26 protein-coding genes and 1 pseudogene are annotated in these 24,279 nt (G+C 31.4%); 18 read left to right on the top strand and 9 right to left on the bottom strand.

What is annotated here, in order from left to right; genetic code table 11:
* Nucleotides 1-2: 2 nt before the first annotated feature.
* Nucleotides 3-821, top strand: coding sequence for an EFR1 family ferrodoxin (locus tag LGK95_RS11900; protein ID WP_226125009.1), 819 nt, complete (start codon nucleotides 3-5; stop codon nucleotides 819-821).
* 97 nt (nucleotides 822-918) lie between these two features.
* Here LGK95_RS11900 and LGK95_RS11905 read toward each other — a convergent pair whose 3' ends face one another.
* The 4 genes from LGK95_RS11905 to LGK95_RS11920 all read right to left on the bottom strand — a co-directional run bounded on the left by LGK95_RS11905 (nucleotide 919) and on the right by LGK95_RS11920 (nucleotide 4,862).
* Nucleotides 919-2,331, bottom strand: coding sequence for an amino acid permease (locus LGK95_RS11905; RefSeq protein WP_226125010.1), 1,413 nt, complete (start codon nucleotides 2,329-2,331; stop codon nucleotides 919-921).
* Nucleotides 2,332-2,910: 579 nt separating this feature from the next.
* On the bottom strand, nucleotides 2,911-3,612 hold the full coding sequence (locus tag LGK95_RS11910) for a YetF domain-containing protein (RefSeq protein WP_226125011.1): 702 nt from the start codon (nucleotides 3,610-3,612) through the stop codon (nucleotides 2,911-2,913).
* Nucleotides 3,613-3,628: 16 nt separating this feature from the next.
* A complete protein-coding gene (locus tag LGK95_RS11915; RefSeq protein WP_226125012.1) occupies nucleotides 3,629-4,327 on the bottom strand; it encodes a YetF domain-containing protein in 699 nt (232 codons plus the stop codon).
* A 76-nt stretch (nucleotides 4,328-4,403) separates the two neighbouring features.
* A complete protein-coding gene (locus LGK95_RS11920) occupies nucleotides 4,404-4,862 on the bottom strand; it encodes a spore coat protein (RefSeq protein ID WP_226125013.1) in 459 nt (152 codons plus the stop codon).
* 147 nt (nucleotides 4,863-5,009) lie between these two features.
* Here LGK95_RS11920 and LGK95_RS11925 point away from each other — a divergent pair, with 147 nt between their 5' ends.
* Together LGK95_RS11925 and LGK95_RS11930 are read left to right on the top strand one after the other, a co-directional pair.
* Nucleotides 5,010-5,213 carry a DUF1657 domain-containing protein gene (locus LGK95_RS11925; protein ID WP_226125014.1) on the top strand — a complete coding sequence of 68 codons (204 nt, stop codon included), beginning with the start codon at nucleotides 5,010-5,012 and terminating at the stop codon, nucleotides 5,211-5,213.
* A gap of 733 nt (nucleotides 5,214-5,946) precedes the next feature.
* Entirely contained in the window at nucleotides 5,947-6,771 is an 825-nt protein-coding gene (locus LGK95_RS11930; RefSeq protein WP_226125015.1) for a CPBP family intramembrane glutamic endopeptidase, read from the top strand.
* Nucleotides 6,772-7,079: 308 nt separating this feature from the next.
* Here the strand turns inward: LGK95_RS11930 and LGK95_RS11935 are convergent, their stop codons facing one another.
* The gene (locus tag LGK95_RS11935) at nucleotides 7,080-7,727 is read right to left on the bottom strand and encodes a hypothetical protein (protein ID WP_226125016.1); all 648 of its coding nucleotides are present in this window, start codon (nucleotides 7,725-7,727) and stop codon (nucleotides 7,080-7,082) included.
* Between the two features lie 422 nt (nucleotides 7,728-8,149).
* Here LGK95_RS11935 and clpX point away from each other — a divergent pair, with 422 nt between their 5' ends.
* The 6 genes from clpX (at nucleotide 8,150) to LGK95_RS11965 (ending at nucleotide 12,808) form a co-directional block, all read left to right on the top strand.
* On the top strand, nucleotides 8,150-9,367 hold the full coding sequence (gene clpX, locus LGK95_RS11940) for an ATP-dependent Clp protease ATP-binding subunit ClpX (RefSeq protein ID WP_226125017.1): 1,218 nt from the start codon (nucleotides 8,150-8,152) through the stop codon (nucleotides 9,365-9,367).
* Between the two features lie 563 nt (nucleotides 9,368-9,930).
* Entirely contained in the window at nucleotides 9,931-10,344 is a 414-nt protein-coding gene (locus tag LGK95_RS11945; protein ID WP_226125018.1) for a DUF5661 family protein, read from the top strand.
* Nucleotides 10,345-10,389: 45 nt separating this feature from the next.
* Complete coding sequence (locus tag LGK95_RS11950) at nucleotides 10,390-10,770, top strand: desulfoferrodoxin (RefSeq protein WP_226125019.1); 381 nt, start codon at nucleotides 10,390-10,392, stop codon at nucleotides 10,768-10,770.
* Nucleotides 10,771-10,953: 183 nt separating this feature from the next.
* Complete coding sequence (locus tag LGK95_RS11955; protein ID WP_226125020.1) at nucleotides 10,954-11,310, top strand: DUF1801 domain-containing protein; 357 nt, start codon at nucleotides 10,954-10,956, stop codon at nucleotides 11,308-11,310.
* Nucleotides 11,311-11,596: 286 nt separating this feature from the next.
* Nucleotides 11,597-12,388 (top strand): NAD(P)H-dependent oxidoreductase, encoded by a 792-nt coding sequence (locus LGK95_RS11960; protein ID WP_226125021.1) that lies wholly within the window; start codon nucleotides 11,597-11,599, stop codon nucleotides 12,386-12,388.
* 189 nt (nucleotides 12,389-12,577) lie between these two features.
* Complete coding sequence (locus LGK95_RS11965; protein ID WP_226125022.1) at nucleotides 12,578-12,808, top strand: hypothetical protein; 231 nt, start codon at nucleotides 12,578-12,580, stop codon at nucleotides 12,806-12,808.
* Between the two features lie 241 nt (nucleotides 12,809-13,049).
* Here the strand turns inward: LGK95_RS11965 and LGK95_RS11970 are convergent, their stop codons facing one another.
* On the bottom strand, nucleotides 13,050-13,754 hold the full coding sequence (locus LGK95_RS11970; protein WP_226125023.1) for an FTR1 family protein: 705 nt from the start codon (nucleotides 13,752-13,754) through the stop codon (nucleotides 13,050-13,052).
* A 141-nt stretch (nucleotides 13,755-13,895) separates the two neighbouring features.
* Between LGK95_RS11970 and LGK95_RS11975 the strand changes: the two genes are divergently transcribed.
* Complete coding sequence (locus LGK95_RS11975; RefSeq protein ID WP_226125024.1) at nucleotides 13,896-14,087, top strand: hypothetical protein; 192 nt, start codon at nucleotides 13,896-13,898, stop codon at nucleotides 14,085-14,087.
* Nucleotides 14,088-14,734: 647 nt separating this feature from the next.
* On the opposite strand, the pseudogene LGK95_RS11980 reads toward LGK95_RS11975, so the two are convergent.
* A pseudogene (locus tag LGK95_RS11980) lies at nucleotides 14,735-14,875 on the bottom strand (tyrosine-type recombinase/integrase); the annotation flags it as partial.
* Nucleotides 14,876-14,886: 11 nt separating this feature from the next.
* Complete coding sequence (locus LGK95_RS11985) at nucleotides 14,887-15,201, bottom strand: rhodanese-like domain-containing protein (protein ID WP_226125025.1); 315 nt, start codon at nucleotides 15,199-15,201, stop codon at nucleotides 14,887-14,889.
* A gap of 270 nt (nucleotides 15,202-15,471) precedes the next feature.
* Here LGK95_RS11985 and LGK95_RS11990 point away from each other — a divergent pair, with 270 nt between their 5' ends.
* The 7 genes from LGK95_RS11990 (at nucleotide 15,472) to LGK95_RS12020 (ending at nucleotide 21,144) form a co-directional block, all read left to right on the top strand.
* Complete coding sequence (locus LGK95_RS11990) at nucleotides 15,472-16,002, top strand: acyl-CoA thioesterase (protein WP_226125026.1); 531 nt, start codon at nucleotides 15,472-15,474, stop codon at nucleotides 16,000-16,002.
* 410 nt (nucleotides 16,003-16,412) lie between these two features.
* Nucleotides 16,413-17,159, top strand: a complete 747-nt coding sequence (locus LGK95_RS11995; protein WP_226125094.1) for a DUF421 domain-containing protein — start codon at nucleotides 16,413-16,415, stop codon at nucleotides 17,157-17,159.
* Between the two features lie 11 nt (nucleotides 17,160-17,170).
* Entirely contained in the window at nucleotides 17,171-17,650 is a 480-nt protein-coding gene (spoVAC, locus tag LGK95_RS12000; protein WP_226125027.1) for a stage V sporulation protein AC, read from the top strand.
* Nucleotides 17,651-18,652, top strand: a complete 1,002-nt coding sequence (gene spoVAD / locus LGK95_RS12005; protein ID WP_226125028.1) for a stage V sporulation protein AD — start codon at nucleotides 17,651-17,653, stop codon at nucleotides 18,650-18,652.
* Between the two features lie 21 nt (nucleotides 18,653-18,673).
* A complete protein-coding gene (gene spoVAE, locus LGK95_RS12010; protein ID WP_226125029.1) occupies nucleotides 18,674-19,027 on the top strand; it encodes a stage V sporulation protein AE in 354 nt (117 codons plus the stop codon).
* A gap of 25 nt (nucleotides 19,028-19,052) precedes the next feature.
* Complete coding sequence (locus LGK95_RS12015) at nucleotides 19,053-19,253, top strand: DUF1657 domain-containing protein (RefSeq protein ID WP_226125030.1); 201 nt, start codon at nucleotides 19,053-19,055, stop codon at nucleotides 19,251-19,253.
* A 226-nt stretch (nucleotides 19,254-19,479) separates the two neighbouring features.
* A complete protein-coding gene (locus LGK95_RS12020) occupies nucleotides 19,480-21,144 on the top strand; it encodes a ribonuclease J (RefSeq protein ID WP_226125031.1) in 1,665 nt (554 codons plus the stop codon).
* An 83-nt stretch (nucleotides 21,145-21,227) separates the two neighbouring features.
* Here the strand turns inward: LGK95_RS12020 and LGK95_RS12025 are convergent, their stop codons facing one another.
* Nucleotides 21,228-21,968: a YwaF family protein gene (locus LGK95_RS12025; RefSeq protein ID WP_226125032.1), complete on the bottom strand. Its 741-nt coding sequence runs from the start codon at nucleotides 21,966-21,968 to the stop codon at nucleotides 21,228-21,230.
* A gap of 378 nt (nucleotides 21,969-22,346) precedes the next feature.
* Here LGK95_RS12025 and LGK95_RS12030 point away from each other — a divergent pair, with 378 nt between their 5' ends.
* Entirely contained in the window at nucleotides 22,347-24,209 is a 1,863-nt protein-coding gene (locus LGK95_RS12030) for a sensor histidine kinase (protein ID WP_226125033.1), read from the top strand.
* Nucleotides 24,210-24,279: the final 70 nt, after the last annotated feature.

A 24,279-nucleotide genomic window follows, 5' to 3' on the forward strand; every position in this document is an offset into this window, starting at 1 on the left:
TAATGAAAATATTAATCTTATATTTTAGTGGAACTGGTAACACGGAGTTTGTAGCTCAATATATAAAAAAACATTTAAGTTGTGATATGTTTGATATAGAGCTTTTCCCATTGGAATTATTTAAGAGTGAAAATATATCAAAATATGATGCTTTGATTTTTGGATTTCCAGTCTATGCATGTGATATACCAGTGTTTATACAGGAATATTTAAAGTATATACCAACTACAAAAACAAAATCAGTTTTCATATTTTGCACAAAAGCTCTTTCTAGTGGAACCTCATTAAAACATGCTATTGAGATATTTAAAAAAGCTGGATATAATCCACTTGGATATGCCGATGTAAAAATGCCAGGATCAGATGGATTAGCCTTTCTAAAGAAAGATTCTTCTATGGCACATAAAATTATAAATATAGATTTTTCAACACTTGAAGGGGTAGATATTCTGGTAAATAGAATAAAAGAAGTAACAAAGTACTTAGAAAATGATGAAGTGGAACGATTTTGTTTAAATGTGAATTCGAACATAGCTAATTCTTTTTTTAGTAGTATTCTGAAAAAGGCATTTATAGTTATGGAGGGATGGTTAAAAAGAAAGTTTTGGGCTGATAGGAATTGTATTAAATGCAAAAAATGCGAAAGGATATGTCCTGCTAATAATATTAAAGTAAATGATAAGGTAAGCTTTGGCAGCAATTGCTATCTTTGTATGAGATGTGTACATCAATGCCCCATGGAAGCTATTCAAATAGGTAAAAAAACAGTTGGTAAATTTAGATGGAGAGGGCCTTTAGGTACATATAATCCAAAACAATAGAGGGTATCAGAGTGGAGACTATAATACTAAATATATTAATAATTTCATGACTCATAATAAAAAATAGACTACCTTCTAGTAGTCTATTTTGGTTTTATTAACTGTTCAATTTCTTGTTTCTCATGCTTGATTTTGTAGAAGCAAGAGAAATTATTGCAATAATACCTATGATTACAAGTAGCCCTATGCGATGGGTTGGATTAAATGTCACTCCAATTAAAGTAAGTATTATAAGTAAAATGCCTAAATATGAACTGTATGGTGCAAACAACATTTTAAATTGTTTTCCTTCGGTGGTACTCTTGATAGAATAATATTTTCGGTTTTTTATTTGTGAAGCTAAAATAATAATCCAATTACTAATCAATAATACACCTGCTGAAGTGGTTAAATATTCGTAAATGGTGTCTGGTAATACAAAAGATAATAGGATGGTTAAAAGTAGACCACTGGTTCCTATTAAAAGTGCGATGACGTTTACACCTCTTTTATTTCTTTTCAATGCGATTTTTGGTGCCTCATGATCCTTTGCAAGGGATAATAATACATTGGTTATTGCAAAAAGTGCACCCACAAAAGTAGAAAATGCGGCGCTTACAATAATAATATTAAAGATCGAACCTATATAAGGCACATGAAATGCTGAAAGTGCTGTAATGAAAGGACTCTTACTTGCCTGAATTTGCTGCCAATGCGCCATTTTAAAAATCATCACAATGGAGGTAATATATAAAAACATTAAAGCCAGCATAAGCGCATTAATAGCTTTAGTAAAGGATTTGCTTTGCTTTAATTCTTTAGAAGCAGCGCCTACCACTGCTACACCAGCGTATGGAAACAGTGCGAAAATCATTGAAGACCATAGTCCTTTTATGCCTTTTGGAAACCAATTAAGAGTTGACAAGGAAATCACTGATGCTCCGGCAACTGACCCCTTAGGAGATGCATACCCAAGGATAAACAATATGCCAAAAATGATAAACAAAGCAAGAGCATTAATTTTTACAATGGCAAAGAATGATTCAATTTCTCCAAAATCCTTCACTCCGAGCAAGTTAATACCGAGTCCTAAGCAGGAGTATATAACAGAAAATGTCCATAACGGAATCTGTGGAAACCAATAGCGTGAAAACACAGATAAGGCAGTTACTTCACTAGACATAATCAATACCCCTGCAATCCAAAACATCCAACCACTAATAAACCCGATACTGTCTCCAAAAGCTCTTCTAGCATAATCCCTAAAAGACCCTGGTTCTAAATCATTAATTTTCATTTCTGCCAGTGAGGTAAAGGCTATATAGGATATTAGTCCAGCAATTAAAAACGCAATAATTACAGAAGGACCAGTTAAACTAATTGCCACACTTGTTCCTAAAAAGAAACCTGCTCCAACGATTGAGCCAATTCCGATGAGACTTAGTTGCCACCAAGTTATTCCTATCTCGCCACTCCGCTTCTTTTCCTTATGATGTTCTGCTACCTGTAATACAACCTTTTCATCATTCATTCTATATCTCCATCCTTTCAATGTCATTGGGGCGCTGGTTATTGCAGTAGGTTAAAAGGAACCCTTGCAGAACTTAATAGCCCTACAAAGGTTTATTTTGCTTCCTCAAGCCGGTGTTGCAATAGGGCTCGCCACTATCGCAATGATAGTAGTACCGGATTATATGAGTTAATTGGACCAGTTGTTACGAAGTTAGTGCTGAAAAAGGCTGAAGAAATAGGGGCAGCGCCAACATTTACAAAACCAACGTTAAGGAATTAAAGGATATGAAATACCAAAAACAACTGTTTCTGGCGCCTTTGTAAAAAAATAAAACAAGAGCATTTATTTACACTACTCTTGTTGATGAACAATATAAGAAAACTGTGAATCATCACTTCTTAGCCTATTTGTATCACATCAACAGGAGCTAAAGAATGACCTAAAGCTAACTAATATCAATACTTATACTAATCAAACATATGTAATGAAAAGGTGTTAATCATCAATCTTAAGAAAAAGAAAAAAGGCATTGCTGCCTTTTGTGTTGGTGTACAATTTAAGAATATTGTAATATAATTCTATTTTTATTAGATGTTATTAATTTTTTATAGCAACATATAATTTTTTAAAACTATCTATGGTAGCAAGGTAAATGTTTGCTATATCATCTACATTATACATGGCAAGATTATTCATAAGCCATTCTTTATCTACTCCTGATTTAATTAAATTTTCTTCAAATAATTTTCCATCATTAATAATAACCAAAGGTAATTCTACTGGTTTAGCTAATAAATTTAAGTCTGTTGGAGTAACTGATCTATGAGCTTCTTTTTTTATAGTACTAAAATGGCCATTAGGTTCTAGAATTACATATTTAACTTCTGACATATTGAAAATGTTCTTAAGCCTTAATTCACTCATGAGCAAATCTACATTTATGAAGTGTTTTTTCAAATTCTTTCTTATTATCTTCCCATCATCTATTAAAATTACGGGTTTGCCATTAAAGAATAAAGATAAAGTTCTATTTTTAAAAGAAATAAAACTGAACATATAATGCCAAAAGAACAAGGTTAACAATGGAACAACTATATATGTAAAGGAGACCTCTCCATCTAATAATGGTGCAACGGTAAGAGCTCCAAGTGTCCATACCAATGCGAAATCATATGCAGTAAGCTGAGCTATGGTTCTTTTTGACACGTACCTTCCTACAAAAAAAGCTATTATACCTACTATAAAGGTTCTTATGATATATCCCATTAGTGAAATATCTTTAATAACACCGAAAACCATAAGTATAAACTCCTTCCTATTGACTTATATATAATTTTTTTTCTGTAGTTAAAAGTCCTAAATAAATATCATTTATATTATCAACATTATTAGCTTTAAGTTCCTTATAAATCCAATCATAATTTAATCTATTCCTTTTAAGAATCTTTTCATCTATTATTCCTTTATAAATAAGAATTTGGGATAAAATATCTTGTGAAGGTTCTATTACCATGTCTATTTTAGTTATAGGAAGATTATTATTATTTACAGCAACACTAAAATCACCTGTGGATTCAGCAATTAAATACTCTACTTTTTCAATATTAGTTGCATCCTTTTGTCTTAATATTGAAATCAAATTATCAAGGGTTAACTTTGCTTTTGAAAGATTATTCTTTATCAGCTTTCCATTCTTAACTAGTATGATAGGTTTTTGGGAAACTATAGATGGAACTTTAAAATACAAATATGAAATAAATAAATTAATTAAAGTGTATACTACAATTATAGGTATTGCATCTATTAATCTTGATTTAGGATTGACCATACGAGAAGCAGCAATGTGACTAATACCTGCAGCCATTAAAAAGTTGTATGAAGTTAATATACCGGGCTGACGAAACCCCATAACCTTAGTCGAACCAAATAACATAAAGTATAAAATGGATGCTCTAATAAATAATTCAAGTATATTTAATGTTTCTCCTTTAAAGAAAATATTATATATATTCATAAAATCACCTCTTTAGTAAATTAATAAGAAGATAAGCTTAATGTTTTTTATTTACCTTATCTTCTTATATAAAATTTTATTTTACATCATACATTCCATGGCTATTCATATAATTAAAGAGTTCTTGACCATGCCTTTGTTCATCTTGTTGAAGATGTTGCATTGCTTGCCTAACTATTGGCTCAGCAGATTCAAAAATATCAATATCATAAGTACCTGAAACATATTTTTCTGTGGATAATAAGTCGGTACAAAGTATTTTATCATGTTGATTATTCATAGCTCTTTGGGGAGTACTTTGAGTGACCGGTTGTTGAGTTTGATTGTGACTTAAATTTGGTTGTTGTCCTTGAAGCATTTCATTAATAATATTCTGGTGGTGTTGTTCTTCACCAGAAAGTTTAGTAAAAAGTTGCTTCAATTGTGCATCTGCTGCTTGCTGGGAATAATCTTTGTATTTTTCAACACAAACTTCCTCTTGAATCTTTCCATCTTCTAAAAACATTCTTTCTTTTTGACTAAGTTGTATTTGCATATTAATATCACCTCTAATGTTTAATTTGACCAAGAAATACTTAAATTATGTATAATTAAAACTATATTTTTAAATAATAAATTTTTAAATAATAAATTTTAAATAATCTACACATACTAATGTTATATTTTGAAGGAGGTACTCAATATGGCTACAGTAAATAAAATTGAAGAAGCTTTAACAAGTGCTCAAGCATTAACTACTCAATTAAAGACATTCTCAATGGATACAAACGATCAACAAGCAAAACAAAGTTTTAAACAACTAGCGCAAACAACTGAAAATATAGCACAGACACTTGAGAGTAGACTTAATTTTGTTAAATCAGAGGAACCACAATATAGAGAATAATATGAACCAACATCGGAGGGAGCTACAAAGGTTAAGCAATTTAAGTTGAATAGTTGAATTTTATGGTGGCAATGCCACCCATTTGCCACCGTTACATAAAATATGATACAATTGGTTAAAATAAAAGCATAAAAATTATTTTGTATCTGATAGATGATTTTAAATCAATGCTTATAGGATATTATAAAATATATTTAGATAAGCTATAATAAGAGATTTAAACAAACCCCTCACATTGAGACTATTGTAGACATAATCAAGGTAAATCGGTAGGTTCAAGGGTTTAGATGTTTAAAACTTAATCAGATTATGAATTTTTCCGACAGTTACTCAAGCTCGTCGGAAAGTATCAGTACATGAATTCTTAAACGAATAAGCAATGAGTAATTGGAAAGATATTACGAAATTAAAATCAGTTAAAGAATACTTAAGAACCATCTGAGCTCCAGATGGTTCTTTCTTTTGGTTCAATATAATTAAAAATACATTGAATGTACATTTCCGACTTATCTATACTACATCACATAGAAATGGCTTAGACAATTGATTTTAATGTTGTTTATATATAAACAATGTAGGGTCTCTATTTATGAGAAAACTGTTCCAAAGTGTGGTAAATTATGATAATATTACATAAAGGGTTACGACGCAGTTGTCTAACATTCGTAAGCTACGTCACAACTGTAAAATTATTTGAAGTAAAGAAAATTTATATTTGACGAGGAGAAATGAAATGCTAAATACAAGGAAAAGTTACAATATATTATTTGTTATATGTACTTATAGTTTGTTTTGGATTTCTATTATGTTGATGGGTGGTACGATATTTATTTTTGGAGAAAAGGCACCAATGGATGCGTTAATGACGTTCAGTTCGTGGACTCCTACAATTGTTTTAATGGTGCTGTTTAAAAAACTTGTTCCTAATACAGCCAGAAAAGACTTTTTTAAAAAACTATTTAGCCCTCACATTAATGGGTGGATGCTACTGACAGTCACTGTAATTCAATTATTAGTATTCATATTGGGTACTTGTATCGTATCATTTCAAAAAGAAATTTCAGTGCTAAGTCTGCTAAATTTATCACTTCCAATGGTTTTATATAGCTTATTTATCAGCTTGATACAAGGAGCTACAGGAGAAGAATCCTGCTGGCGAGGATATCTTTTTCCAGTCATGGCAAAGAAGTCAGGGGTCATCAAAGGTTCTATATTATTGGGACTGATATGGGTCTTTTGGCATACACCTTTATGGTTTTTGTCGTCAGGATACACTGGATTAGATTTGGTTACATATATTACAGCTTTTCTTGTCACTGTTGTTTCTACGTCGGTGATAATTGGTATTTGCTATAATTATAATAGAAATCTTATCGTTCCAATGTGGATACATTTGATGATGAATTTTTCTCTTTCATTGTATGGAGGAAATCTACTCAATTTGTTAATTTACCTTTCACCACTGTATGCGCTCACAGCTTTTGGATTTTGCTTGTGGCATAAGAAAATCTCACAAAAATTCAATAACGATGTGATTTCGGAAAGAATGAGTGAGTAGGGTTATGAACATTATCCTTTGTAAATTAACTATAAAGTTAAGACGCACTCTTCAAAAAGTTTGTCATAAACAAATCTAATAAACTGGACAGGTTATGTCTATAATGGGAAGTTGGAAAAATAAATATTTAATTGATGAGTGTAGGGGAAAAGAATAACAGAGATATGTCGAATATGAAAAATATTTGTTTGCAATAAAGGTAATGAAGATGTTTATAAATAAATAGATAGTAAAGAACTTTGAGAATAATATCTCAGAGTTCTTTACTATTTAATACAAATTTTGAAGGGCAATTGTCAGCCTTTCTTTTAAATAAATGTCACTATCCTCATTTTTTCATCTTTTTTATAATTGTTATTTAAGAATAATTCAATGTCTTTTGCCATGACAGGTCCATAAACAACCTTGAAGCCCGATTCTTGTTTCACCATAAGGGCACTGACTCCCGGAGCTCCAAGCTGTGGAAGGATCAATGTGTTGCGATTGACAATATCTTTTAGATTTACAGCTTTTACTTTTTCAACAATCTCGGCAGTACTGAATTTCCCCATAGCCGCTGCACACCAGACATTGATTCCTTTCGTATCCAGAATCATTATCCAGCATTGCATGTTCCCAAGCTCTTTACGGACAGTATCAAATGTAAGCTTATAATTTGCTATTACCAAAACCGGTGAATTCTCATCAGGATTTCCAACACAGTACAGACCCGGTTCTACTCGACAATTACCACCAAAATTTATCAGACGGGTTTTTATATTGGCGATAATCTCCTTTTTATGAAGCTTGGTTGCTATAACAGGGATTTTGCCCGCTCCAGTTTCCTTAAATCCAGTTATCCAGTATTCGCTTCTGATTATTGTTGTTTGTTTTGTATTAGTCATTGGTTTGTCTTTATACATCATTTCCTTAAATGCTTGAAAAATATCAAAGGTTAAAAGACTCATTGTTTCCATAGTGGGGCTGTAATGTCAACAGTAGGCATTGGACCAAAGCTGGTCACTGAAATTGAGATGTACAAACCTGGACAAGATTCTGTTTCAAAGGATGAAGGTGGGTGAGTTGAATGTAGCCAAAAGGTTGATGTCAAGCGTCGTGAAAAGTAATAAAAACTTTGCTGATGTTGTAGTTTATGATGCTCTTGCCAGTAATATTAGTCTATGTTAAAGTTATTAAAAGCTATATAAATAGAATTGATGTTAGATATCCTATAAGCGAAGAAGTCCAACGTGGTTTATTTGCCACAATTAATATACAGAATAGGAAAAATACTCAATCACTTGCTAAACATCTGAATACTATGAAAGTGATGAAAAGTAACTTTATAAAAAAGAGCAAGTTTAAAAGGCAGTATAAATTTAAAAGGATGGTGTATTAAATGTTAAATAAACGTAGTATAGTAAAAAAACCACAGCAAGAAGAGGAAGTTCACGAAAATATAACATCAGAAGAAACAAGGGTAACAATAACACCAAAAATGATAAAAAAACTATTAGATCAGTCTATAATAGGCCAAGAAGGGGCTAAAATAGAGTTATCTATAGAATTACATAATCATATGATCAGGATTGCAACTGGTATAGATTTAGAAAAGCATAATATATTACTAACTGGACCAACAGGTACTGGAAAAACTTTACTAGCCAAAAAATTATCAGATATTGCCCAAGTACCATTTGTTATTGGTGATGCTACAAGTTTGACCGAGGCTGGATATGTTGGTGATGATATTGAGAGTATGATATATTCACTTTTAGTAAGGGCAGACGGTGATATTGAACTTGCCCAGAAAGGAATTATATTTATTGATGAACTTGATAAGATAGCCAAAAAGGGTGAGACCATGACTATTACAAGAGATGTATCAGGTGAAGGAGTTCAGCAAGGTTTATTGAAGATGGTTGAAGGTGGTATTGTTAGAGTACCAGAAGGTGGAGGTCGTAAAAATCCCACAAGTAAAATGATTGAGATAAATACAACTAATATTTTATTTATTGCAGGTGGATCTTTTGATGGTATTGAAACTATTGTCGAAAATCGTCTTAAATTCAGTCCAAATAATAGATTAAAACAGTTTAGTAAGCCAGGAATTGTTAGATCAGTAGGTTTTGATGTATCTAACACTGCAGAATCAACTGTAAAGAATTATGAAAAAGACTACAAATATACAAAGTATCTTAGATCAAACATAATTAAAAAAGATTTGCAGGAGTTTGGATTAATTCCAGAGTTACTTGGTAGATTTCAAGTATTATCAAATTTAGATCCATTATCAAGAGATAATCTTATTGAGGTACTTAAGCTTGATACTAGTGTATTTGAACAGTATAGAAAGATATTTGCTTATTTGGGTAAAAATCTTGAGTTTAACAATAATTGCTTTGAAGCAATTGCTGATATAGCTATTGAAGAAAAGATGGGTGCTAGAGGATTAGTTAGTATTGTTTCAAGAGTTTTAAGAGATTTAAGATTTGATGCTCCTTCCGAAGACACTAAAGATTACTATGTAGACAAAGACTATATACTTAATGTTTATGCTAAGACAAATAAAGATTTGCCTATAATAACTGACATAGAATGCAAAGTAGAATCATAAGTAGCAGGTGAACCATTATAAGACTCACGGAAAAGGGCAAAATAATATTTCGTGAAGAGAAACAGGAGCAGATATCTAAAAATTATAATATCTAGAACCGATACCGTATGTCATCTATAAAATAGCCCTAAAGAAATGGTGGATAGATTAGTATAAAATTTATCCGCCATCTCTTTATTCTTTTTATCTATAATTATAAAGTACGTTATTTATCTTAAAAACGAACTTTGGCTATATATCTAGCTTTCATGGTATCGCTAAATAATATACGAACTCTACGTTGATGTAATATGAACTTTTACCGTTTTTTCATTCATATTATGATGGTTCTGACTCTTGGATAATTTATTGCCATTAAATGACTATGTGCAAATGACTATGTGCAAATGAATATTTTTAATAAAAATACTATGTAAAGTCAATGGGCTGTTCGATCACTTATTTATTCAGCTGTTAGACTATTTTTATATTTTTTAACTCATGTTAAGGTTAATTAGTAAGACGGGATGTGGCCTCTAAGTAAAATTCATTTTATTAAAAAAATATAAAAGGAAGTGTTTTCTATGTTAGAAGAAACATTATTTACGAGTGAAAGAGCTAAAGAGATTGGTGAAAGTATTGGAATTAATTGGACAAAATTTAATGTAGAACAGTTCAGAATGGGATTGGTGGTTGAGCTTGAACATGGAAAGATATCTCCAGATACAAATGTTTCAGATAATGACCCATTAATTACAGCAAAAATTGCGCTTGCACATTTGGAAGAATTTCCTGACTATTATACTAGACTAGAAAAGATGGAAAATAAAGCTGAAAAATATTGGGATAATCATAATTCCTTAAATGACAAACAAGAAAGTGACGTAAATAGTAAAAATATTTATACTGGGGACAATGATGAGGAGGTTTTAAATTGTGAAGGGAAACCTTGCAATTTTGTATACGATGATGTAAAAGGACAAGAAAAAGAGGATTAGTTAGTTAATGCGTATATTAAAATATAAAATTTTGGAGGTATAATTATGATTAAACTTAAAGAAGTCTATAAATGCGAAATTTGTGGTAATATCGTAGAAGTTTTACATTCAGGTGATGGAGTTTTAGTTTGTTGCGGACAGCCAATGACATTACAAGTTGAAAATACAGTGGATGCAGCAAAAGAAAAGCATGTGCCAGTTATTGAAAAGGTTAAAGGTGGAGTTCTTGTTAAAGTTGGTGCTGTTGAACATCCAATGTTAGAAACGCATTATATTGAATGGATAGAAGTTCAAACCGCAAATAAACTATATAGAAAATATTTAAACCCTGGCGAAATACCTCAAGCTCTATTTATTATAAATGAAGAAGTTTTAAGTGTACGAGAATATTGTAATATTCACAGATTATGGAAACATAGTTTGTAAATTAATTTGATTTATAACGCTTCATGTAGAATGCGGTCATATCGATAAACTGATGTGACTGCTATTTTTTATATTTCTTATATATAATTAATGGTAAAGATAGTATAATTAACTAAATATTTATGTCGTACTCGTACAAAACAACGAACTAAAAATTATTTATATTAGTCGGAGGAAATGATAATGAGCTTTGTTTCAATTAATGAATATATCAACAGTTTAGATGAAAATGCAAAAAAGTATGGTTTTGACTTTGAAAATTTTATGAACACTGAATTCCCTCAGATTGTTCCTAAAATTTGTTTTGCAATGCCAATGTGGTGGGCTGGCCCCAAAATGTATAACGGTTATGTTGCAGTTTCAGCAGCGAAAAAGCATTATTCTATACATTTTCATGACGAAAATTATCTTTACAAGCTGAAAGAGGCGTTGCCAAATTGTACCTTCGGGAAAAGATGCATTAATGTTAAGTATGGTGACGAACATGCTATTTCTATTGTGAAGCAGGCCGTAAGTCAATATTTGAATAACATATTATGAGCATAATCTATTATCGTACTTCTGGCTTGAAGGTGGAGGACGGTACGGTGCACCTTTAAATATATCTTATAAAACAGTGAAGCTCGGAAATAAAGGATTGCTACCTAAACTATCTTTTATAAAGTATACATTTAACATGATTAAAACAATTTTTGGGGTATTAGATATAAACCCATATAGGTCATATTTAAATATGAATATATACGCTATTAAAATTAGTTAATATTCAATATAATTATGTTGGGACGGGAACAGCAGAATAAGATTAAGAATGGGGTGATTCTAATTGAAAATACTAATTATTAATGGAAGTCCACATAAAGGGAATACATGGGTGCTTGTGGAAGTAATAAAAAAACGCATGCAAGAACTTTCAGATAGCGAGATAGCTTTTGACGAGGTACATTTGATGGAAGTAGGACTCCCATTATGCATCGGATGTAGTTCATGTTTAATTAGAGGAAATAAAAATTGCCCTCATCATTTTGAAGTCCAAAAACTTATTGATAAAATTGATCAAAATGATGCGACAATTATAGCGAGTCCTTGCTACGCCAATCATGTTTCGGCATTAATGAAGAACTTTATAGACCATTTGGCATATAACATTCATAGGCCAAAATTTTTCAGTAAGAAAATGTTAGCAGTATCCACAGCCGGTGGGAAGGGCTCTAAAATCTGTACCAAGTACTTACGGGAAACATTTATGTGTTGGGGATTTAATCGTGGATATGAGCTTCCGGTCATATCGAATAGCTACGGAGGATATGAACCTCCTCAGAAAGTGGTTGTAAAATGTGAAAGGATGGCAGAAAAATTCTACATAGATGTTGCTGGTGGGAAGTTGTACTCGCCAACATTGGTAAATTTATTAGTTTATAATCTTTTTCGTGGGATGAGCCATGCTGGAGCTGCAGGTGAGTTTTATGACAATGAGTATTGGAAAAATACCGGGCTGGTTTATGTTGCATATGCCACAGAAACACCCCTTCCTTTGTACAAACGTTTTTTGGGGAATACCATATATTTCTTTGCGAAGCAAATGGGAGGGAATACAAAAATCACATATAGAAAGTGAGCATAATTTTTAATAAAATTACTACACATTCTTTATATATTATACATCAGCACAAAAGGCAGCAATGTCTTTTTCCTTTTTCTTAGATTGATGATAAACTCCTTTTCAATAGATATATTGGATTACCTATGTATTGATATTAATTAGCTTTAGGCTATTTTTTAATTCCTGTTGGTGTGATTCAGAGAAATGTTGGCGAGACCCCTTATAGTTGTATTGTTCAGAACTCCACAGTTAATAGAATATGCAAAGAAACAAAAACAATTAAATTTCAAGTCCGATATTTTTCAGTTAGGATTAGTTTTTGCAGTAATTCTTACTAATAATAATCCACTTATACCAACGGATAATGTACTATCGACCATCGCACTTAATCCAGTAAAGGTTATCCCCATAAAGTACGGAGATGAGATAGTTTAAATAATAAATAACATGATAAGCTTAGAAGAAGAAAATCAAATGCTAATTGATGAAATTGCTAAAAAGTTTAATGATATATATATAAAAGTAATTCAAGAAAATAGCACAATAAATATAAAACTTTATCCCTAAAAAAATATTACGGTTTATTCAGTGTCAGAAAATACACTTGAATATAGTATGAATTATTAGTCCAAGCTTACAAGTCCCATTTAGAATCTTTCTAAATGGGACTTAATTTTTATTTTACTTTATTGGATTTTATATATTTCTTCAAATCATTTTTTATAATTATATAGTAACTAGGAACTGCGTACAATAATATACCTATTTTTAAAACTTCAGGAACATAGCTTCCAAATAACACATCTAATCCATCACCGAAGTAGTATGCACCAAGTCCAATTAAAAATAGATTTAGCGTATAGAATACTACGTTTATATTTAGAGTAGAAAGTCCTCTAGATGCTACATAAACAATTAAAGCTGCGCACACTAACCCGAGTGCGGTTGAACCTGCTAGTAGTAATGGTGAAACTGCTGAGCTAGTTAAAATAAATAATGTTACTTCTAACAATTCTCTAAAAACTGTTATAGCGGCAAGAATAAATACTCCCTTTTGACTTAATGAAATAAATTGTTGATTTGGAACAGTGTCAAAAGATTTATTTTTCCTTAAAAGCACTACACTGTATAATATTAATCCAGCTAATAATATCCCAAGGAGTCCATCAAATAGTTCTCCTGCAGGACCGTTTAATAAAGCAACTTGTGAGAATATTATAGAGCCGGTTATAACTGCAATAACCATTCCCAGAGCACTACCTAGCAATGCACTCTTAGTCATCCCATATAGCTTATTTCTGTTAAAAAAAACTACTAGAGGAATTATAACCAAGAAAATTTCGATACCTTCCCTTAAACTTATTATAAAAGGTGTAAACATTGTTAATCACCCCCTAGTCTCAAATTGTAAGCTTCTGTAGATTATATAATATGATGAATTAAACATTTGGTGTATTTATGCATATACTTTTCATTTAGAATTCAGTTAAAAATAGAATCATATGTTATAAATGGGCTTATTATGAAATGTAATGTAATTGTGAGTTTTAAGAAAAGAGTGGAAATTATGAATATGCAAATAGAATTTATTAGAAATAAATTAGAAAATTTAATAGCGGTTACTGATAGCATTATTCAATATTATTCATGTAAAGTTGAAATACAAATAATAGACACTTCAAAATATAAATATATAGAGCTACAAATGGGTTGAAATTGATAAAAATTAAAAATTAAAATAAAAAATACTGCACTAAGTGAAAATCTCGTGCAGTATTTTTCTAATTAGCTCGTTATTTTTAATAATAAAGGATGGAGATATCTTAATAATAGGCTATTTTGCAAATATTATTCACTTAATTTAGTAAATAAAGGATCTCATTGAAGCAGAGAGCGAATGTTTTAAATAGGACAATACAATTGCACCTTTAAAATTAAAGTGCCGTAAACTAAGTATGAGAGGGAAACATGAAATAATTACTCTATTACTGCTAAAATAGGAACATATTTAAATAAATTCATGATTACTAAATTGTGAAGTATAACTATTAGTCAGAATTATTACGGTGGCAATGCCACCCATTTGCCACCGTTGCATAAAATATTATGAGATACAATTAGTTAAGTTTAGACCCATAAAATTATTATCTACCTGATAGATGCTTTCAAATCAATGCTTTCAGGATAGTATATAATATATATAGATAAGCTAAAATACTAGATATATACAAACCCCTCATATTGAGACTATTGTTGATATAGTTAAGGTAAATCAATAGGTTAAACAAGTTATAGATTTTTGAGTATGTCTAATTGCCACCGTAAATTATTTTACGGTGGCAATTATATTTTCAAATATATCAACACTATCATTTCTTGTCTAATTGTTTTATTTACCAAGTCTACACAATCCCAAGTTAATCCGCATACCTCAGATGATCTCATACCGGTATTAAAAGCAATTTGCAAAGGGATATAAAAGGAAGTGGTGTTGTTGAACCTAGTATCTCAATCTACCTTTCTAGTGGCAAAATATAGGATCCTGTTCCACCTGAAATATTAACAACTTTATAACCTTCATCTGATAATTCCTTACAAGCTCTTTCACTTCTTGAACCCGATTGACAAATTATATGATATTCATTTGATTTATTAATATATTTTCGGGGATTAGCTAAAATCGTACCCAGTGATATATTTTTAGCTGTTGGTACATGACCACCTTCATACTCATAACCCTCTCTAACATCTATTAAATTAATCTTTCCTAGTTTACCATCCAAATCATGAACACTTATTGTATTATATTTTTTGAAAATCGAAAACATTTTAACCCTCCTAAAATCTATCTTCTAGTGGATTAGTAATTTCTTATACAGTAGTATAATTTATAAATATATATTGTATTTATTAAATCCTAATGTTATTATATACCCACCGGGGGTATAATGGCAATGAACTAAATACAACTAAAGCCATGATAAATAATGAAAAGCTATATGCTGAGCTAATTGTGGAAAGATATACGGTAACAAATAAATATTAAAATATGAATAATATAGGTATGAGAGAAATTAATTTATATAAGGAGGTAACAAATGGGAAAACCATCAAGAGAATCTGAACTAACGCTTGGCCAGGTGATGCTTCCTACTCATTCTAATGTAGCAGGTAATGTATTCGGTGGAGAAATCTTAAAAATTATGGATTCGGTTGCTTATGCAGTTGCAATGAAGCATTCAGAAAGTAATGTGGTTACTGCAAGAATTGATGAAATTATGTTTCATAAACCAATTTTTATAGGTTCGGTAGTAAAGTGTAATGGAAAAGTTGTATTTACGGGTAAAAGCTCTATTGAAGTCTATATTACTGTAGACGTGGATGATATACAAAACAGAAAATCATGTGGTAGGGCTCTTTCTGCTTACTTTACTATGGTAGCAGTTGATGAGAATAATAAACCGAAAATTATACCACAGTTAGAATTAATAGATGAAGAAGAAAAAATAGAATTTGAAAAAGGCAAAGAGCGATATGAAAAAAGAAAGTTAAACAAAAAACAAACCGCAGAGGAACGTTTAATATTAAACATTCGCTTACAGCCATCGAATGAATGTTCTGACTATTAGAAAAAAATAAAATAGACCTAATTGCCACCCTTAATTACATTTGGGTGGCAATTTTACTATGTCCAAGTCGATACAATTCCAAGTTAATTCGCATACCTCAGAGGCCCTCATTGCAGTATTGAAAGCAATTTGTACATAAGTCATTGGATTCTCTTTTAATATAAGCTATTCCTTTATATCTAATTTGTTTTTTTTGTTTTATATGATCTTTATAAATAGCTAAAAACACTCTATGATATTTAATTTAAATTAAATGCATTAGATTTTGACATATTAGTTAAACTACGATAGAAAACAATTAATAAATGTAGAGGAGGTTTATATGACTGTTAGCTCTAAAGTAAAACAAACAATAGCAAGCCTTAAGAGGTACAGGGGGCAGTTCATCTAGGGTTACCCCTTTTGATTTTATTTCTTATGTTGTTATTTCTATTATAGCTACTTTAATTTCATTAAATATCATTACCAATATTTACTTTGGACTAACTGCACTTGCTGTCTGGTCATTGATGCCAATTGTTTTAGATTATGCCTCAATGAGAAGTAAATGGATTTACAACATAATAAATGGTAAGGAAAGAGTATTAATTAAAAATGGTAAGGTTATGGAAGATAATTTAGCTAAAGAAAAAATGACTGGTCAAGAGTTTCTACAAGAGCTACGTTCTCAAAAATCATTTAATTTGGCGGATGTTGAATTTGCTGTTATGGAGACAACAGGAGATATAAATGTTAGTTTAAAAGCTGATAAAAAACCCGTTACCTCTTATGATTTAGGAATAAAAGTTGCGTCTAAAAGCGAGCCACAGACAGTTATTTTAGATGGAAACATATTACGTGAAGGACTTACTAATAGTGGATTAAATCAACGCTGGCTTAAAACTGAGTTAGAAAACAAAGGAGTAGCGCTTGAAAATGTTTTTATTGGTCAAGTAGATTCTTCAGGTGATTTATATGTGGACCTATTTGATGATTTAGTGCAGGTCCCGAAATCTCAGGTTAAAGAAATGCTATATGCCAGTATTGAGAAAAGCCAGGCTGACCTTATGTCATTTGCTTTAGAAACAGAAAATAAAGAAGCAAAATCTATGTACTTAAAAGATGCTGATAATTTAGAAAATATCATGAAAAAATTAGAACCATACTTATTACGTTAGAAGGTGAAATAATGTCTAATATGAAAAAGAAAAAACTAACCCCAGCTCAACTTAAATATGGTAAATTAGTTAAAGGTATAGAACCTAAAAGGCCTATCCTAAAAAACTGTATTAAAGCATTCTTTGTTGGCGGTATAATATGCACTATTGGGCAATGCTTACAGTGGGTATTTATTAACTACTTTAACTTTAATGAAAAAACAGCAGTTGGTCCAACTTCAGTAGTTTTAATATTTTTTGCAGCTTTGTTTACTGGACTTGGAATTTACGATCATCTTGGTCAATGGGCTGGAGCTGGTAGCGCTGTTCCAATTACAGGTTTTGCTAATTCAATAGCTTCTGCTGCAATTGAGCATAAAAGCGAAGGATATGTGCTTGGGGTAGCTGGAAATATGTTTAGACTCGCTGGGGCAATCATTGTTTATGGAGTTTTTTCTGCTTTTGTAGTTGCTACGATAAAAATTACACTAAAATGGTTGGGGGCGATGTAGATGCTTAAAGGACATCAAACATGGATTTTCGATTCTAAACCTACAATATTAGGTTCTGCAGCCGTCGGTGGTCCTTTTGAAGGTAACGGTGCTTTAGCTGATGACTTTGATATAATTCATGAGGATTTATGGGTTGGACAGGATAGCTTTGAAAAGGCAGAAAAGGTTCTACTTGAACATGCTTGCGCTAGAGCTATAAAAAAATCAGGTATAAAAAATGAAGATATTAATTTTTTTATAAGTGGAGACTTAATGAATCAGATTACCTCTAGTAGCTTTACTGCACGAACTTTAGGAATACCTTTTTTAGGAATTTTCGGTGCATGTTCGAGTTCAATGGAAGGTTTAGCTATGGCTGCTCAATTGGTAGACAGTAAGTCAGCTGATTATGTTATAGCATCTGCTAGTAGCCATAATGCCGCTGCAGAAAAACAATATAGATATCCTACAGAGTATGGTGGTCAAAAGCCTCCTACTGCTCAATGGACAGTAACTGGTGCTGGAGCTGCGGTGGTTGGCAAAGAAGGGCCGGGACCTAAAATTACGTCGGCTACAATAGGAAGGGTAATTGATATGGGTATTTCAGACCCATTTAACATGGGTGCGGCTATGGCGCCAGCGGCTGTAGATACCATTGAAGCACATTTTAGGGATTTAAATATTGATGCCTCCTATTATGACCTTATCGCTACTGGTGATTTAGGGAAGGTAGGACATGAAATTGCTATTAGTTTATTAAAAAATCACGGTATAGAAATACCATCAGATAAATTTACAGACTGTGGACTTCTAATATATAAAAAAGATCAACCAGTTTTTTCTGGTGGTAGTGGGTGTGGATGTTCAGCTACTGTAACTTATGGGCATTTTCTTAACCGTATGCGACGTGGGGAATTAAAGAGAATACTAATTGTTGCAACTGGCGCTTTAATGTCTCCAATATCCTATCAACAAAAGGAAAGCATACCTTGCATTGCTCATGCAGTTTCAATAGAAATGTAAAAAAGAGGTGTGAGTTTATTTATGGAAAAATTTATTTTAGCATTTGTAATAGGTGGTCTGATTTGTGTGCTTGGGCAGCTTATAATGGATATTTTAAAAATTACTCCTGCACATACTACCTGTACATTAGTTGTAATTGGAGCAATTTTAGGAGGAATGGGTTTATATGATCCTCTAGTAAAAATTGCAGGTGCAGGCGCGTTTGTACCTATAAGCAGCTTTGGGAATACTCTTGTAGCAGGGGCTCTAATTGATGCTGAGCAAACAGGATTTATAGGCATATTTACTGGTATTTTTAAGACAGCAAGTGCAGGTATTTCTGCTGCTATGATCTTTGGATTTATTGGTGCTATAATATTTAAACCTAAAGGTTAAATATATTTGAAGGGAGGTGAAAACTATGACTGTAGGAACTCAAATGCAACAAGCACTTGCTGGAATGCAAAGCGCGTCTGCTACAATGAAGACTTTTTCTCTAGAAACAGAGGATGAACAAGCAAAAAGTGATTTCGAACAAATCGCAGAACAACTTGATTCTACAATAGACGTTTTAAAGGGAAGACAGAAATATATTCAGAAACAAGAACCTCAATATAAATAGTATTAATTAATTTTTAATTGTTATTAAGGATAACAATATTAATGCTAATTAAATAATAAATATGGTTAAAGAATCACATTAAAAAGGGTGTATATCATAAACAACCTTTTTAATGTAATTCTTTAACGTTAATATGTAATGCGATAACCATAAACTAAGAGTCATTACAATAAAAATGGTGATATAAAGAAAAAAATATAATTACATATATAAAGGGGAGGATTTAGTGAAAAACGAGGAAAGTATAAAGGTTATTCCTTTAGGAGGCCTTGGGGAAATAGGTAAGAATATAACAGCTATTGAGTACGATGATGAAATCATTGTTATAGACTGTGGTTTATCATTTCCTGATGAGGAAATGTATGGTGTAGATTTGGTAATTCCAGATATAACTTATTTAAAAAATAATGCAGAAAAAGTAAAAGGCGTTTTTTTAACTCATGGGCATGAAGATCATATAGGAGCATTGCCATACATTCTAAAACAATTGAATGTACCTATTTATGGTACTAAGCTAACCTTAGGAATAATTGAAAATAAACTAAAAGAGAACAATATGCTTTTAGACTGTGAGCTTCACAGTGTAAATGCTGGAGACATAATAGAACTACAAAATCTTAAAATTGAATTCATAAGAGTTACTCACAGCATAGCGGACTCCTGTGCTATTGCAATACACTCACCATTGGGGGTTATAGTACATACTGGTGACTTCAAAATTGATTTTACCCCTATAGATGGATTAGTCATGGATTTAGAACGTATCTCAAATTTAGGTAAAGAGGGCGTAATGCTTCTTATGGCGGATAGCACAAATGTGGAACGGGAAGGGCATACTATTTCAGAAAAAGCTATTGGAAAGACTCTAACTAGAATACTTTCTAGTGCGCAAGGAAGAGTTATTGTAGCCACGTTTGCTTCAAACATCCATAGAGTGCAGCAGATTGCAGATGCCTCTGTAATGTATGGTAGGAAAATTGTTTTTAGTGGAAGGAGTATGGAGAACATATCACAAGTAGCTATGGACCTGGGATATCTTCATATACCAGAAGATCACATTATAAGTATGGATGATATGCGAAATTACTCAAATAAAGACATTACAATAATAACTACTGGAAGTCAGGGTGAACCTATGGCAGGCCTTGCTAGAATAGCTTTTGCCACTCATAGAAAAATTTTCATAGAACCAGAGGACTTGTATGTTATTTCTGCATCTCCAATTCCAGGCAATGAGAAGCTTATATCTAGGGTAATAAATGAGTTATTCAAAAAAGGAGCAGAGGTAATTTATAAGGATTTGGAAGAAGTGCATGTATCCGGTCATGCATATCAAGAAGAATTAAAATTAATTCATGCATTAGTTCATCCTAAATATTTTATGCCAGTTCATGGCGAATACAGACATTTGAGGCAGCATGCTAAATTGGCAGAAAAATTAGGTATGCAAGGCAAAGATATATTTACTATGGAAACAGGTCAGGTTTTAGAACTTACCAAGGAGGAAGCTAAAGTCACAGGACGGGTACAGACTGGATCTGTATTTGTAGATGGACTTGGTGTTGGGGATGTTGGAAGCGTAGTTCTTAGGGATAGAAAACACTTAGCAGAAGATGGCATGCTCACTGTAGTGGTTACATTAGAGCGGGAATCTTATAGTATTATTGTAGGACCAGATATAATAACTCGCGGATTTATATATGCAAAGGAATCAGATGCATTGATTAATGAAGTAAAGGAGATTGCAAGGATTGAACTTAATAAGTGCTTAGATAAAAAAATTATTGAATGGTATGTATTAAAATCTAAAATGAAAAAATCCATGGAAAGATATTTATATGAAAAAACAAAGCGTAGACCAATTATCCTTCCAATTATCATGGAAATATAACAACACTTAAGAAGGTTTTAAATCTAAACTAATAGTAATTATTCATAGAAAACAAAGAACTAACAAAATATAACGATATTTTGTTAGTTCTTTGTTTTTGTTGTTTTATAAAAGGGTAAATATAGTAGCACGAATAATATATTAATACAAATAATAAATAGAGGTACATATACAAAGGGATTAGTAGGTATTTGATTTAATAAAGGGAAATTAGGTTTACACCTTAGATAACTGTAGTTTGATTTAAGTAAATAATTTGTAGGTATAGTGATAATAAAATATATAATTGTCCATTTGAATGTCCGCTTTAATGAAGTTAAGTTTGGGGTGTAATTATGAACAAACATCATGAAAAATATGGATATAACAATACCGCCATGGCATATGAAAAATTGAATAAATACATAGTGTGGAAAAGTATATATAGAAGTGTCATTAAAAAATAAGGCGATACCAGCACCACCTAAGCCCCAAAAATAAACTATATCAAATATATTGTGGCTTTTAGTTATAATCATTAATATGCATAAGATTATTGATAACCTACATAGATATAGTGGTAAACATTCTCTTAAAGTTAATAAGCTATTATCTATATACCAATAATATAAAGAAACTTGATTAACAATTAACGTTGTTCCTAAAATATAAGAATAAATTTTTTCTTTTTTATCATCTTTTAACTTATACTTCAAAATATATGTTAGATAAATTAAGAATGCAATAATAATTAAACTTATAATATGGGCTGTAGGAAAATGTTTTTGAGCAACGCTAGTATAATCAGCTCTCCAGTAACTATAAAAAAATTTCAAAATACTCACCTCATATATATTTTTTAAGTTTATGGGGAATATTATTCACAAATATTTAAAAAACAAAAGATAGAAATTTGATAGAACCAAGGCTTGAGTTTCCTTAGTTCTATTTTTAGTGTGCCCTGAATGGGTATTTACTCTTCGGTGAAAGTAATGTTGCTCATTAATCTTATGTTTTTTAAGTAGGAGACATCACTTGCTTTTCTAAATGCAGAGTTTGACGAAAGTTGCGAGTGAATTATTGTGCTAAAAACACTATAATTAAAAGTAGTTATGGATATTTGTAGAAATATAACTGTATTAAAGATCAGATAGAGTGATCTAATGGTTAGTATTATGATTAAAGCCATTATTTAAATAATTATAAAAAAGGAGATATGCATTATGAAAAATATAATGCCAAATATAAGTATGCATTATAAGAATGATAGTGTTGATAAAAATAAATATATAGGGCAACATGATTTAGAAAAAAAGTTAAATGAAAGAATTATTCAACTTGAAGAGGAGTTACAGTATACCAAGGAATGCCTCCAAACATCAAATGAGGAACATCTTGTTTACAATGAAGAACTACAGAGTATAAACGAAGAATATCAAGCAGTAAATGATGAATTACTAAAAATCAACACCCAGTATCAATATAAAAATCAAGAACTGGCTGATCTATACGATGATATGACAAACTATTTAGACAGTGCAGATATTGGAACCATTTTTCTTGATGAAAATCTTTGTATAAGAAAGTTTACACCGAGTATTACTAAAGAGATAAACCTTAAGGAGCAGGATATTGGGCGTCCTATGAATCACATATCCAATAACCTGATAAATGATGACTTAAATATGGGTGCAAGCGAGGTATTGAACAGTCATATGTCGTATGAGAAGGAAATTCAAAGTAAAAATGGAAGATGGTATTTATTGAAATGCGAGCCATACTGTACAGTTGAGAATTTAATTAAGGGAGTCGTATTATCTCTTGTGGATATAACCAGAAGTAAGCATGCTGAAATAGAGATGGTTAGGAGCAAGGAGAGGTACGAGCAGTTGGTTGAAAATTCTCCTTATTCCATCTATATCATACAGAATGGCAAGTTCTACTTTTCGAATTCAGCAGGAATAAAATTACTGAAAGCAAAAGATCTGAATGAATTAATGTTTATACAGTATGCGTATTATTTTAATATTGATGAAGAAGAACTAATCGATAATGGTGTTAATAGCATTCAAATGCATGAAAAAACTATCATACCAAAAGAGGATAGAATTATTCTGCCCGATGGGACTGTACTCTTAGTAGAAATATCAGCAATGCCACTTCTCTTTGATGGGAGTGCAGCAAAATTATTATTAGTAAGGGACACTTCTTTTCGGATAAAAGAAAGGCTTTTAGAAGAAGAAAATAAAAAAAACAAGAGGTTATTAGATGAAACTATTTTATCAGAAACTTTAAAGACGGAGTTTTTCAGTAACCTTTCCCATGAACTAAGAACGCCCTTAAATGTAATTTTATCTGCCTTGCAGCTTTTGGATACATATGCAAGCGGCAGTGATGTTAATGATAAAGAAATAAAATTTAAAAAGTATAGTAACATAATGAAACAGAATTGTTACAGACAATTAAGACTTGTTAATAATATGATTGATATTACAAAACTTGATGCGGGTTTTTTTGAGTTAACTCTACAGAACTGTAATATCATAAATATTGTTGAGAGTGTTACTATGTCAGTAGCCGAATATATCAAATCTAAATCCATTGAATTGATTTTTGATACTGATATAGAGGAGTGTATAATACCCTGCGATCCAGAAAAGATTGAAAGAGTGATACTAAATTTACTTGCTAATTCAATAAAGTTCACAAAACCAGGCGGAAATATAACAGTAAATATGTATGATAAAGGAGAAAATATTATAATATCAATAAAAGATACAGGTATAGGCATTCCAAACGATAAGTTAGATATTATTTTCGATAGATTTAGACAGGTAGATAGGTCACTTACACGAAACCAGGAGGGCAGTGGGATTGGATTGTCAATAGTAAAATCCCTTGTTGAGCTACATGGGGGTAAAATTTCTGTATTGAGTGAATACGGCAAAGGAACAGAGTTTATAATTGTGTTTCCAGTAATAGTACTGCCAGAAGAGAACGACATATGTGAAGTATTTGAAGCTGAGTCACAAGAAAGAATTGAGAGAATACATATTGAGTTTTCGGATATCTATTCCTTAAATTAGATAGACTCACATATATGTATATGTCATAGTTAAAATAAATTAATAAAAAATAATATAGGAAATTAAAAAC

The organism is Clostridium algoriphilum, from assembly GCF_020443705.1.
Lineage (GTDB): Bacteria > Bacillota > Clostridia > Clostridiales > Clostridiaceae > Clostridium_AD > Clostridium_AD algoriphilum.

What these genes read in the sequence shown, in the direction of transcription:
- LGK95_RS11900 (WP_226125009.1), top strand. Translation starts at nt 3, where the DNA reads ATGAAAATATTAATCTTATATTTTAGTGGAACTGGTAACACGGAGTTT.
- LGK95_RS11905 (WP_226125010.1), bottom strand. Translation starts at nt 2,331, where the DNA reads ATGAATGATGAAAAGGTTGTATTACAGGTAGCAGAACATCATAAGGAA.
- LGK95_RS11910 (WP_226125011.1), bottom strand. Translation starts at nt 3,612, where the DNA reads ATGGTTTTCGGTGTTATTAAAGATATTTCACTAATGGGATATATCATA.
- LGK95_RS11915 (WP_226125012.1), bottom strand. Translation starts at nt 4,327, where the DNA reads ATGAATATATATAATATTTTCTTTAAAGGAGAAACATTAAATATACTT.
- LGK95_RS11920 (WP_226125013.1), bottom strand. Translation starts at nt 4,862, where the DNA reads ATGCAAATACAACTTAGTCAAAAAGAAAGAATGTTTTTAGAAGATGGA.
- LGK95_RS11925 (WP_226125014.1), top strand. Translation starts at nt 5,010, where the DNA reads ATGGCTACAGTAAATAAAATTGAAGAAGCTTTAACAAGTGCTCAAGCA.
- LGK95_RS11930 (WP_226125015.1), top strand. Translation starts at nt 5,947, where the DNA reads ATGCTAAATACAAGGAAAAGTTACAATATATTATTTGTTATATGTACT.
- LGK95_RS11935 (WP_226125016.1), bottom strand. Translation starts at nt 7,727, where the DNA reads ATGGAAACAATGAGTCTTTTAACCTTTGATATTTTTCAAGCATTTAAG.
- clpX (WP_226125017.1), top strand. Translation starts at nt 8,150, where the DNA reads ATGTTAAATAAACGTAGTATAGTAAAAAAACCACAGCAAGAAGAGGAA.
- LGK95_RS11945 (WP_226125018.1), top strand. Translation starts at nt 9,931, where the DNA reads ATGTTAGAAGAAACATTATTTACGAGTGAAAGAGCTAAAGAGATTGGT.
- LGK95_RS11950 (WP_226125019.1), top strand. Translation starts at nt 10,390, where the DNA reads ATGATTAAACTTAAAGAAGTCTATAAATGCGAAATTTGTGGTAATATC.
- LGK95_RS11955 (WP_226125020.1), top strand. Translation starts at nt 10,954, where the DNA reads ATGAGCTTTGTTTCAATTAATGAATATATCAACAGTTTAGATGAAAAT.
- LGK95_RS11965 (WP_226125022.1), top strand. Translation starts at nt 12,578, where the DNA reads ATGTTGGCGAGACCCCTTATAGTTGTATTGTTCAGAACTCCACAGTTA.
- LGK95_RS11970 (WP_226125023.1), bottom strand. Translation starts at nt 13,754, where the DNA reads ATGTTTACACCTTTTATAATAAGTTTAAGGGAAGGTATCGAAATTTTC.
- LGK95_RS11975 (WP_226125024.1), top strand. Translation starts at nt 13,896, where the DNA reads ATGAAATGTAATGTAATTGTGAGTTTTAAGAAAAGAGTGGAAATTATG.
- LGK95_RS11985 (WP_226125025.1), bottom strand. Translation starts at nt 15,201, where the DNA reads ATGTTTTCGATTTTCAAAAAATATAATACAATAAGTGTTCATGATTTG.
- LGK95_RS11990 (WP_226125026.1), top strand. Translation starts at nt 15,472, where the DNA reads ATGGGAAAACCATCAAGAGAATCTGAACTAACGCTTGGCCAGGTGATG.
- spoVAC (WP_226125027.1), top strand. Translation starts at nt 17,171, where the DNA reads ATGTCTAATATGAAAAAGAAAAAACTAACCCCAGCTCAACTTAAATAT.
- spoVAD (WP_226125028.1), top strand. Translation starts at nt 17,651, where the DNA reads ATGCTTAAAGGACATCAAACATGGATTTTCGATTCTAAACCTACAATA.
- spoVAE (WP_226125029.1), top strand. Translation starts at nt 18,674, where the DNA reads ATGGAAAAATTTATTTTAGCATTTGTAATAGGTGGTCTGATTTGTGTG.
- LGK95_RS12015 (WP_226125030.1), top strand. Translation starts at nt 19,053, where the DNA reads ATGACTGTAGGAACTCAAATGCAACAAGCACTTGCTGGAATGCAAAGC.
- LGK95_RS12030 (WP_226125033.1), top strand. Translation starts at nt 22,347, where the DNA reads ATGAAAAATATAATGCCAAATATAAGTATGCATTATAAGAATGATAGT.